This window comes from Nonomuraea glycinis (assembly GCF_014646515.1).
Taxonomy (GTDB): domain Bacteria; phylum Actinomycetota; class Actinomycetes; order Streptosporangiales; family Streptosporangiaceae; genus Nonomuraea; species Nonomuraea glycinis.
The window spans coordinates 178,103-188,266 of the sequence record NZ_BMNK01000008.1 but is presented as its reverse complement, the minus strand read 5'-3'; the positions used below and the strand labels follow the sequence as shown (position 1 = coordinate 188,266).

Here is a 10,164-nt window from a genome sequence, read left to right as displayed (position 1 = left end):
ACGGGCGGTGGTAGACACCAAGCCATGGCAGACCCGCCGGACGACGGCCGCGCTCTGGCGGCACTGTGCGAAAACCTCCCCCGGCTGGTCCGTACGGCCGAGTGGGAGGGATGGTCGGCGGAGCTCCACGAGGCCCGGCGCGCGCTGCGCGAGGAGGAGCGGCGCCCCAAGGAGGTCGTCGACGACCTGAGCAGGATGCTCGGCCTGGACGTCCTGGTCCGCGGCAGACCGGCCATCCCCGACCTTCCGGCCGCAGGACACCTGCCGCCGCCGCCCGGCGGATACCGCTGCCCGAAGGGCCGCTGCCCGCGCGACGCCCGGTCCGAGCCTGGCGGCGCGATCCCGACCTGCGATGTCTATGAGCTTCCACTGAAATACTCGCCGGGATGACCGGGTTCCTGTCGGGCCTCGGGCAGAAGCTCGCCGAGCGGTGGCTGGCCGTGCTCGTCCTCCCCGGCGCACTGTTCGAGGGCGTGCTCTGGCTCGCCGCCGTCCTCGGCCACCGGCACCCCTGGGACGTCCCGTTCCTGGCCGACCGGGCCACCGCCCAGACCAGGGCCCTGGACGGCAGGCCCGTCGCGCAGGCCCTGCTGCTGGCCGCCCTCCTGCTCGGCGCGTTCGGGGCGGGGCTGGGCGCCAGTGCGCTCGCGGGGGCGGTCGTGCGCTGCTGGTTCATGCGGGGTCCGAGGTGGCCGGCCCGGTCCCTGGTCGAGCGGCGCAGGAAGCGCTGGGACGGCGCGCACCGCGACTTCGAGGCGGCGACGGCGGGCAAGAGCGAGAGCGCCGCCGACTTCCAGCGCCGCCGAGGCGAACTGGCCGCGCGGCGCAACGCCATCGCCCTGGCCCGCCCGTTCCGGCCGACCTGGATGGGCGACCAGCTGGATGCCGTCATCACGCGCGTCCACAACCGCTACGGCATCGACCTCGACGCCGCCTGGCCGCGTCTGTGGCTCGTCGTCCCCGACCACGTACGGACCACGATCGGCGACGCCCACGCCACCCTGTCCGGTGCCGCGACCACGGCGGCGTGGGGCGTGCTGTACCTGGGCATCGCGGTGATCACCCTGTGGTGGCCGGCGGCGCTGATCGGTGCGGTGACGATCGCGGTCGGCCACCGCAGGGGGAGGGCGGCGACAAGGACGCTGGCTCAGGTGTGCGAGGCCACCGTGGACCTCTACGGGGTGGAGTTGGCCAAGGCTCTCAACGTCCCGCTCGCCGACGGCCAGGTGACCCGGCCCACCGGCTTCACCATCACCGAACTCCTCCGCAAGGGCACATAGAGCCGGCCCACGATGAGAATTCGATGGTAGCGCGGGTGGCGGATGTGACACAGTCGGCGCCATGTCTGTGGAACTGATCCGCGCCGGCCGCCTTACCGATGCTGTCCCGTATGCCTACGCCTCGGTAGTCCCCGCCGGTGCTCGGCTTGTGCACACCGCCGGCGCGTGTCCGATCGACGAGCACGACCGGGTTGTAGCGCCCGGTGACGTAGCCGGGCAGGCCCGGCAGGTCATGGACAATCTTGAGGTCGCGCTGCAGGCGGCAGGGGCTGCGCTGACAGACGTCGTGCGCACGACCGTCTACGTCGCGAGCACGGACCAGGCCGACCTGGTCACAGCCTGGAACGTAGTGCGCGCCCGGTTCGGCGACCACGACGCGCCGAGCACCTTGCTCGGCGTCACGGTGCTCGGCTATCGGGGCCAACTCGTCGAGGTCGACGCCGTTGCCGTCGTCCCGTGAGGTCCGCACCAGTGCTCCACCTCGCTTCCATCACCGTCCGGCTTGGACGATAGGCCCGTGTCAATGAGGCTCCGTCGGCAAGTGGTAGTCACCTGGCGAGGGTGAGCGGCATGGAGGGTGCCGGGTATGGCGCCGATTGCGTCAGCTCGTGGCTGGCGGTGTGGCAGTGCAATCTGTCCTACGCGCAAGATCCTGGGCAGGGGGAGGCGCGGCGGATCTGGGCCAGGGTCGCCTTCGCGGCCATCGATGGTGCCGAGCGGGCCGGCTATCCCACCTGGCAGGCGGACGCGAGTCGTTTCAATCTTCGAGCGTTGTTGATCGCTGATCTCGGCCCTGACGATGATCCGCTGTGGGATCCGGATCGACTGGCTTCGGACGTCCTGGCGGTCCTGCCGTTGAGCCTGGAGCAGGCGGCTGAGTGGGCGGCGGATTGGCGGACGCGATCTCGCGACGAGATCTTGGCGCTACGGACCTGCAAGAACTCGCTGTCGCCTATGAAGGTGGTCGCCGATCAGATGGCGGAGGGGCCGGTGAGGGCGCGGATTGATCGCTGGCTGAAGCTTTGGCCGGAGCTTCCGTGACGCGCGACGCTCGCGCGATGATCACGCTGATCGCAGTGCCGTAAGCATGGTGCACTGCTCGTGCCGCCTCCGGCAGTGGTCCTGTGGGAGGCGGCACGGGCTGATTACGCGACGGCGGTTCCCTCAAGTTCGATCATCAGGTCGGGGATCGCCAGCCGTGTCACCCCGAGCATCGTGGTGGGCGGTGCCACCCCGGCGGCGCCCAATCGTGAGGCCAGCACGCCGTAGTGCTGGAACAGCAGGTCGACGTCGGTGGTGTAGACGTTGAGGCGGACGAGGTTCGCCAGGGACATGCCGGCCGCGGCGAGTACGGCCTCCAGGTTGTCGAGGCTCAGCGTCAACTGGGCTGCCATGTCATCGGCATGCTTGGGCTTGCCGTCGGCGCTCATCGCGGTCTGACCGGCGCAGTACAGGGTCCGGGTGGGCCCGGAGACGAGCTCACCCTGGTTGTAGCCCATCTCCACCGACCACGCCCACGGGTTGACCGCTGTTCGCTCCATGGCCACATCAGCTCCATTCAGTTCGTCGACATCGCGTACGTCGATCGGTTAGCCACCATCTCTTGGTCGCGTCGATGAGCCTCCCAACAAATCGTGACACCCTGTGTCGTGTATTCGAGTACGGTTTTCGGGTGCGTGCTGACCGGTTGGTCTCGCTGGTGTTGCTGCTGCGGCAGCACGGCCGGTTGTCCGCGACCGCGCTGGCCCGCGAGCTGGAGGTGTCCACCCGTACCGTGCTGCGCGACATCGAGGCGCTGTCCGCGGCCGGTGTCCCGGTCTACGCCGAACGCGGCCGGCATGGCGGGTTCGCGTTGTTGCCCGGGTTCCGGACCGAGCTGACCGGGCTGAACCCCGATGAGGCTCTTGCCCTGCTGGTCGCCGGCTCGCGGCGCGGCGCGCAAGCGTTCGGCCTCGGCTCGGCGCTCGCTTCGGCGATGCTCAAGGTGGTCGACGCGCTGCCCGAAAGCTATCGGGACACCGCGGCCGGCGCGGCCGAGCGGTTGCTCATCGATCCGGAGACCGACCTTCTCTCGCGTCGGCTGGTCGATGAGGAGGTGCCGGATGCCATGGTGGCCGAGGTCCTGCGCGCGGTGTTCGCCGGGCACAGGCTGCGCATCCACTACGCGGCCGTGGACCAGGCGCCGAAGTGGCGCACGGTGGATCCGATCGGCCTGGTCACCGTACGTGATCGGGGCTACTTGCTGGCCACGAGATCGGGCGCGGACCGTACCTACCGGTTGTCCCGGATCTTGGCCGCTGAGGAGCTCGCCGAGCCCGCACAGCGACCGGACCGGGTCGATCTGGACCGGGCCTGGCAGGAACGCAGCACGCGGTTCCGGGCCGGCGGCGACCAGGTCGCCGTGCTGGTACGGGTGAACCCGGTGCGGCGGGAGGACCTGGTGGGCACCGCGCTGGCCGTTCTCGCCGAAGAAGCCGACCCGGACGGCTGGCTGCGGATGGAGGTGACCTTTCAAGATCCGAGACACGCCGAATGGGCGCTGTGGCAGCTCAGCACGAACGCGGAGGCTCTGGCCCCGCAGTGGTTACGCGACTCCCTGCGCAACCGCGCCGCCGCGATCGTCACCCGCTACGAAGCGTCATCTTGAGAGTTGTCGCCTTCTGCGGAGAGGCGCGGCAGGTCGGGTACGCGCCGCCTCGGCCCGTGTTCGCACAGGGCCTTCGGTGAGTCCGCGACGGATGGCTTCCAGCGGTTAGCTTCTAACGGTGCGCACCCGGACCGCTCTGCAGGCTCTCACCTGGCATCCGCTGTCCTTCCTGCGGTCCCGGTGGCCGTGGCGATCACTGGCGTACCTGTCGTCGAGTGCCGTGCTCGGCGTCACCGTCGTCATCGTCGCGGTGTCGATCTCCTTCCTGGGATTCGTCCCGCTCATGGTCGCCGCCGGGTTGGCCGCCGCCGGTCTGCTCGTGGTGCCGGTGACGGGGTTCGAGCGGTGGCGGCTGCGGCTGGTCGACCTCGCCCCGCCCGCCCGCGCGCCTGAGGAGCTGTGGCGCAAGGTCGGCCTGACGCTGGTCTCGATCCTCGCGCTCTGGTGGATCGACCTGGTGGTGGTCTGTTTCACCATCGGGGGTCCCGTCGTACTGATCCTGTCGCCCGTCCTCCAGCCGATGGAGGAACCGTGGGCGCTCGCCGCCGCGCTGACGGCCTCCGCCGCCGGTCTCCTTCTGCTTCCGGTGGCCGCCTACGCCTGCACCGCCTGGGCGGGGGCGCGCGGAGCCATGACCAGGGCGCTGCTCGCTCCACGCGAGACCGAGCTGGCCGAGGTGGTGCGCTCACGCGCCCGGCTGGTGGACGCGTTCGAGATGGAACGCCGCCGGATCGAGCGCGACCTGCACGATGGCGCCCAGCAGCGGCTCGTCGCGCTGAGCATGAAGCTGGGTCTGGCCCGGCTCGACCTGCCGCCGGACTCGCCGGTCGCCGAGCAGGTCGCGCAGGCCCACGAGGAGGCAAGGCGGGCCCTGGCCGAACTGCGAGAGCTGATCCGCGGCGTGCACCCGCAGGTGCTCACCGACCGCGGCCTGGCCGCCGCCGCCCGTGATGCGGCCGGACGCTCTCCGGTGCCGGTGGACGTGAACGTCTCCCTCCCGCGGCGGCTGCCCGAGGCGGTGGAGGTGACCGCCTACTACGTCGTCTGCGAAGCTCTGGCGAACATCACCAAGCACAGCCGGGCAGGCAGGGCCCAGGTGCTCGGCCTGCTGGCCGACAATACGCTGATCATGGAGATCCGCGACGACGGGGTCGGCGGTGCCGATCCGGCCGGCGGCACCGGTCTGATCGGGCTGGCCGACAGGGTGGCCGTGGTCGACGGCAGGCTGTCCCTGTCGAGTCCGGCAGGCGGCCCGACAACGATGCGAGTGGAGATTCCGTGCGGGTAGTGATCGCCGAGGACGCCGTTCTTCTCCGTGAGGGCCTGGTCGCCCTGCTGGAGCGCTTCGGGCACACGGTCGCCGCCTCTGTCGGCGACGCCGTCTCCCTCGTCACCGCGGTGCAGGAACACCGGCCCGACCTCGTGGTGGTCGATGTGCGGATGCCGCCCGGCTTCACCGACGAAGGACTGCGCGCCGCGCTCGTCCTGCGTACGGCGCACCCGCACCTGGCCGTGCTGGTGCTCAGCCAGTACGTCGAGCAGACCTACGCCGCCGAACTGCTCGGGTCCGGTCATGGCACGGGCATCGGCTATCTGCTCAAGGAGCGGATCGGGGACGTCGGCGAGTTCGTCGACGCGCTCGTCCGGATCGCGGAGGGCGGCACGGTCATCGATCCCGAGGTGGTGCGGCAGTTGCTCAACGGGCGGCGCGACCCGCTGCGCCGCCTTACTCCACGGGAACTGGAGGTGCTCGCCCTGATCGCCGAGGGCCGGGCCAACGCCTCGATAGCCCGGGCTCTCTTCGTCACCGACGCGGCGGTCGCCAAGCACATCGCGAGCATCTTCGCCAAGCTCGACCTCCCGCCCACCGCCGACGGCCACCGCCGCGTCCTGGCCGTCCTGGCCTACTTGCAGGCCGAGCCGAGGTAGTGCCAGGTCTACCCCAGACCTAGTCCGCACGCCAATGTGCGGCGAGCGCCGCCCCGGTTGGATCGACGGCATGGCAACGACCTCCTCTGACTGCCCTGGCCGCTGGGTCGAGGGTGCCGGACTTGTTCTCGGTCCGGTTCTGATGCTCGCCGGAGTGCTGCTCCGCGTCGATGTCGACGACTTCTTCCCAGGGCAACTCGCGGCGTTCGCCGCGAACCCCGGCAGAATGACGGCTTCCTACAGCGCCTTCGCCGCAGGAAACGTCCTGCTGTGGCCCGCCGTCATCGCGCTGGTCCGGCGCGCGTGGGCGAGCCGGCCGCGGTGGGCGCTGTGGGGTGGGGTGATGGTCATGCTCGGGCTGTTCGCCCGCGCCTTCCACACCGGGATCAATCATCTGATCTTCCAGATTGCCGACGCCCAGGGGCTGGAGGCGGGGCGGGAGGCGGTCGACGGCTACTACGGTGCGTTCCACGTGCTTCAACCGTTGTCGGTCGCGATCTTCTTCGGCTGGGTGGTGCTGGCCATCGGCATGTGGCGGGCAGGAGTGCTGGGGATCGTCAGATCCGTCGCCCTGGCCTCGATGAGCGCGCTGCCGATCGGCGTGCTCAAGGGCACGGGTCCGATGTCGATCGTCGCCACTGTCGGCCTGTGCGTCGCGCTGGTGCCGCTGGGGATCCGCATTCTGCAGGACGGGCCCGCGCCCAGGTGGTGGGCTTATCCGCTCGCGCTGGGCGTGGCCACCGCAGCCGTGCTCCTCGGCATGGCCGGTTGACGGCCGAGATCGACGGAGCCGAGGAGGTCGACCTCGAGGCCGAGGCCGCGACGCTCGGCTTCCTGGTAGGCGAGCCAGGCCAGGGCGAGGTCCTGCCACGGCAGCCCGACGGGGGCGTAGACGGTGCGCCGGCCGGGGTCGGTGCGGCCGGGGTGCTCGCCGCGCAGGATCTCGCCGAGGGTGGCGTGAGCCGCCTCCGGTGGCAGCCCGGCCTCCGCGAGCACGCCCATCGCGGCGGCGAGCGGCCGGTCGTCTACGGCGAGCAGGGCGGCCTCCAGCACGTCGACGGCGAGCTCCCGCTTACCGGGCTCGTCGACGCCCAGGCTGGTGAAGTGCTGTCCGGGCCGGGTGTCGGCGAGGTGGAGCAGCGGGGCGCGCGACCAGGTGGCCAGTAGGACGATGTCGGCGTGCGCGGCGACCTCGGCGGCCGAGCCGACGCTGTGGCCCTGGTGGCGGGTGGCGAAAGAAGCCGCGTGGGCCGGGTCGAGGTCGTACACGACCAGCTCGTCCACGCGACGGAGCCGTCGCAGGCCGAGGACCATCAGCTCGGCCTGGGCGCCCGCCCCGATGACGCCGAGGACGGTCTTCTCTCCGGGGTCGGGGGCCAGGACGTGGGTGCCGAGCGCGGCGGCCAGGCCGGTGCGCCAGGCGGTGACGGTCGCCGAATCGAGCAGCGCGAGCAGCTCGCCGTCCTGGCCGCTGTGCAGGCAGATGACGCCGCGCAGAGCGGGCCGGGCTCCGGGGAACTTGGCGTTGACCTTCACCGTGTAGGCGTCGATGCCGGGCAGCAGTCCCGGGATCAGCGCGGTGGCGGTGCCCGGGAACGGCAGGTCGCTGCGGATGCGCTGCCCCGGGACGGCCACGGCGTCGCTCTGGATGAAACCGTCGCGCAAAGCCTCGATGCAGGCGTCCGGGTCGAGCAGGGCGATCATGTCGTGGTGGGTGAGGATCCGGGTCATGCGGATGATGCTCTCAGCCCCATGCGGGCCAGCCCCATGCGGGCCAGCCCCATGCGGGCCAGCCCCATGCGGGCCAGCGAAGAGAGGCGGGATCACGCTGAGCGCGTACGATTTCCGCAGCGGCAAGAGGGGGCCGGGATGGCATTGGAGATCGAGAGCCGGTTGTCCGATTCGCCGTACGTCGAGCGGGTGTGGCGGAGTCGCAGCTCTGACGTCGACCAGATGACGTCGATCGCGACGGCGCATTGGGACCTGGTCTTCTGGGAGCATCGCGGACAGGTCAGCGCGGCGGTGCAAGGGCTGGAGTCCAGGGCGAGTGTGGCCCAGGTGCCCGAGGACGCCACGTTCTTCGGGATCACCTTCTCCGCCGGCACGTCGATGCCGCATCTTCCGATCAGCCGGCTCGTCGACGGGGCGGCGCGGCTTCCTGACGCGACGCGCCGGTCCTTCTGGCTGAAGGGCTCCCATTGGCACCTTCCCGACTACGACAACGCCGAGGTGTTCGTCCGGCGACTGGTGCGTGAAGGGGTGCTGGACTGCGACCCGATCGTGGCGGAGGTGCTGCGCGGCGCGTCGCCGGACCTGTCGGAGCGTACGATCCAGCGGCGGTTCCTGGCGGCGACCGGGCTCACCCGTGGTGCCATCCGGCAGATCGATCGTGCCAGGCACGCGGCGGTGCTGATTCAGGAGGGTGTGCCGGCCCACGAGGTGATCCACCGGCTCGGATACTTCGACCAGCCGCACCTGGCGAGGTCGCTGACCCGTTTCATCGGGCGGACCGCCACCCAGTTAGGCGATCCGGTGCCGGTGGAGCCGCTGTCGCTTCTGTACAAGACCGGTGACCTCCTTCCCGTCTAACGTCGTGGACGACAAGGAGGAAGTAATGGGCAAGATCGTTTCGAGTTTCTTCATCTCTCTGGACGGCGTGGTCGAGTCGCCGGACCAGTGGCACTTCCCGTACTGGAGCGACGAGATGGGCGCGGTCGTCGAGGCGGGGATGCAGAGTGCGGCGGCGATGTTGATGGGCCGCACGTTGTACGACGAGTGGTCCGCCTACTGGACGTCGACCGACACCGATCAGGAGGTCGCCAAGGCCCTGAACGAGGCCCGCAAGTACGTCGTGTCCAGCACCTTGACGAAGGCGGACTGGGCCAACACCACCGTCATCTCCGGTGACGTCGCGGCGAAGGTGAACGAGCTCAAGGCGCAGATCGACGGTGACATCCAAATGTCCGGCTCCGCGACGACCGTGCGGTGGCTGCTCGCCAACGGGCTGCTCGACGAGCTGCACCTGCTCGTTCACCCGATCGCTGTCGGGCACGGCCGGCGGCTGTTCGAGGACACCCCGACCCACCCGCTGAAGCTGGTCGAGTCCACGACCTTCCAGACCGGGGTGCTCGATCTGACCTACGTCCCGGACGCCGGCTGACCGCTGTCCGCGGTGAGGACGGCGGCGATCCAGTCCTCGGTCTCCGCGACGTCCCCCGGGTCCGGCTGCGGTGTCCCGTCGATGGTGGCCATGAGAGACACGTACCTGTCGAACAGGCCGCTGAACTGGGTCACGAACTGCTCGGCGTGCTGGTGGGCCGCGCTGGTGCGGTCGGGGGTGGCCATCTGGCGGCGCAGCTCGTCGACGTCGCACTCGCCGGCGACGTGGGCGGTGAACTCCGCGGTCGAGGCCACGAGGCGGTCGACGAGTTCCCGCGCCTCGGGCGAGTCCACCGGCAGCCCTGACTGCTGGGCCGTCGCGACCTCTACCTCGACCAGCCGGTGCTGCTCGATGCGCGCCATCGTCTCCGGTGAGGTCATCTCGAGAGCCTTTGAGCCGGCGGAGAAGCTGTTGTGCAGGAACTGGCGGACCTCCTGGCGGAAATCGCCGTCCTGCACCAGGTCGGCCAGCTCGATCCAGGCTTCGAGCTGCTCGGTGGCGGGCTCCTCCGGCAGGTTCGGCCGCATCCGGTGGAGCTGCTCGGCGAAGGAGGGGTGGACGTTGAGGTCGGTGGTGACCTCGTCCCAGAACTCGTCGATGAGCCGGTTACGGTCATCGTCGGACATGGAGACCAGCTTGTGCATCAAACTCACCTGTTCTGTAGCAGTGTGCTGTTTCACGATGGTCCGCAGGACGGCCCGCCTGGCCTGCAGGCGACGCGTCTGGCGTTCGACGAGCGCCAGGTGCGCCGTGGCCAGGTCGTGCAGCGTCGTCTCGTCGGCCAGTAACCGGCGGATGTCGTCCAGGCTCGCGCCGAGTTCGCGCAGGGTGCGGACGAGCTCCAGCCGGGCGATGGCCTGGATGTCGTACAGGCGGTAACCGGCGTCGGTGTGCCCGGTGGGCACGATGACCTCGGCGTCGGCGTAGAACCTGATGGCACTGACGCTCAGGCCGGTACGGCGCGCCACATCCCCGATCGGGTAGAGCTCGTTGTCGTCCACGGCGTCCACTATGGGGTCTCAAGAAGGTTGAGACTCAACCCCTGTGGGGAAAGCCTCGTCCTTGCCGGAATGGCAACAAGATTCGCCGGGGCTCGCGTGCCTCCTGGAGGATGGTCGGTGACCGCCGTCAGCGAACCGCCTCGGAGG

Annotated in this window: 13 protein-coding genes; 10 read left to right on the top strand and 3 right to left on the bottom strand. The window is 70.0% G+C overall.

Annotation, left to right across the window (positions count from 1 at the left end; all coding sequences use genetic code 11):
* The first annotated feature begins 24 nt into the window (after positions 1–24).
* The 4 genes from IEY87_RS23480 to IEY87_RS23465 all read left to right on the top strand — a co-directional run bounded on the left by IEY87_RS23480 (position 25) and on the right by IEY87_RS23465 (position 2,321).
* Complete coding sequence (locus IEY87_RS23480) at positions 25–390, top strand: hypothetical protein (protein ID WP_189140904.1); 366 nt, start codon at positions 25–27, stop codon at positions 388–390.
* Positions 387–1,280 (top strand): hypothetical protein, encoded by an 894-nt coding sequence (locus IEY87_RS23475; protein ID WP_189140903.1) that lies wholly within the window; start codon positions 387–389, stop codon positions 1,278–1,280. The genes IEY87_RS23480 and IEY87_RS23475 overlap by 4 nt, the downstream gene beginning before the upstream one ends.
* A gap of 61 nt (positions 1,281–1,341) precedes the next feature.
* A complete protein-coding gene (locus IEY87_RS23470) occupies positions 1,342–1,740 on the top strand; it encodes a RidA family protein (protein ID WP_189140902.1) in 399 nt (132 codons plus the stop codon).
* Positions 1,741–1,841: 101 nt separating this feature from the next.
* The gene (locus IEY87_RS23465) at positions 1,842–2,321 is read left to right on the top strand and encodes a hypothetical protein (RefSeq protein ID WP_189140901.1); all 480 of its coding nucleotides are present in this window, start codon (positions 1,842–1,844) and stop codon (positions 2,319–2,321) included.
* 104 nt (positions 2,322–2,425) lie between these two features.
* On the opposite strand, the gene IEY87_RS23460 is transcribed toward IEY87_RS23465, so the two are convergent.
* Positions 2,426–2,821, bottom strand: a complete 396-nt coding sequence (locus IEY87_RS23460) for a RidA family protein (protein ID WP_189140900.1) — start codon at positions 2,819–2,821, stop codon at positions 2,426–2,428.
* A gap of 131 nt (positions 2,822–2,952) precedes the next feature.
* Here IEY87_RS23460 and IEY87_RS23455 point away from each other — a divergent pair, with 131 nt between their 5' ends.
* The 4 genes from IEY87_RS23455 (at position 2,953) to IEY87_RS23440 (ending at position 6,628) form a co-directional block, all read left to right on the top strand.
* Positions 2,953–3,927: a helix-turn-helix transcriptional regulator gene (locus IEY87_RS23455; protein WP_189140899.1), complete on the top strand. Its 975-nt coding sequence runs from the start codon at positions 2,953–2,955 to the stop codon at positions 3,925–3,927.
* A 118-nt stretch (positions 3,928–4,045) separates the two neighbouring features.
* Positions 4,046–5,215, top strand: a complete 1,170-nt coding sequence (locus IEY87_RS23450) for a sensor histidine kinase (protein ID WP_189140898.1) — start codon at positions 4,046–4,048, stop codon at positions 5,213–5,215.
* Positions 5,206–5,856 (top strand): response regulator transcription factor, encoded by a 651-nt coding sequence (locus IEY87_RS23445; RefSeq protein ID WP_189140897.1) that lies wholly within the window; start codon positions 5,206–5,208, stop codon positions 5,854–5,856. Before IEY87_RS23450 ends, IEY87_RS23445 begins: the two co-directional genes overlap by 10 nt.
* A gap of 70 nt (positions 5,857–5,926) precedes the next feature.
* A complete protein-coding gene (locus IEY87_RS23440; protein ID WP_189140896.1) occupies positions 5,927–6,628 on the top strand; it encodes a hypothetical protein in 702 nt (233 codons plus the stop codon).
* On the opposite strand, the gene IEY87_RS23435 is transcribed toward IEY87_RS23440, so the two are convergent.
* Entirely contained in the window at positions 6,571–7,587 is a 1,017-nt protein-coding gene (locus tag IEY87_RS23435; protein WP_189140895.1) for an ornithine cyclodeaminase family protein, read from the bottom strand. The genes IEY87_RS23440 and IEY87_RS23435 overlap by 58 nt on opposite strands.
* A gap of 138 nt (positions 7,588–7,725) precedes the next feature.
* On the opposite strand from IEY87_RS23435, the gene IEY87_RS23430 reads away from it, so the two are divergent.
* Both IEY87_RS23430 and IEY87_RS23425 read left to right on the top strand, forming a co-directional pair.
* Entirely contained in the window at positions 7,726–8,445 is a 720-nt protein-coding gene (locus tag IEY87_RS23430) for a helix-turn-helix domain-containing protein (RefSeq protein WP_189140894.1), read from the top strand.
* Between the two features lie 25 nt (positions 8,446–8,470).
* Complete coding sequence (locus IEY87_RS23425) at positions 8,471–9,016, top strand: dihydrofolate reductase family protein (RefSeq protein WP_189140893.1); 546 nt, start codon at positions 8,471–8,473, stop codon at positions 9,014–9,016.
* On the opposite strand, the gene IEY87_RS23420 is transcribed toward IEY87_RS23425, so the two are convergent.
* Positions 8,995–10,017, bottom strand: coding sequence for a MerR family transcriptional regulator (locus tag IEY87_RS23420; protein WP_225277541.1), 1,023 nt, complete (start codon positions 10,015–10,017; stop codon positions 8,995–8,997). The genes IEY87_RS23425 and IEY87_RS23420 overlap by 22 nt on opposite strands.
* Positions 10,018–10,164: the final 147 nt, after the last annotated feature.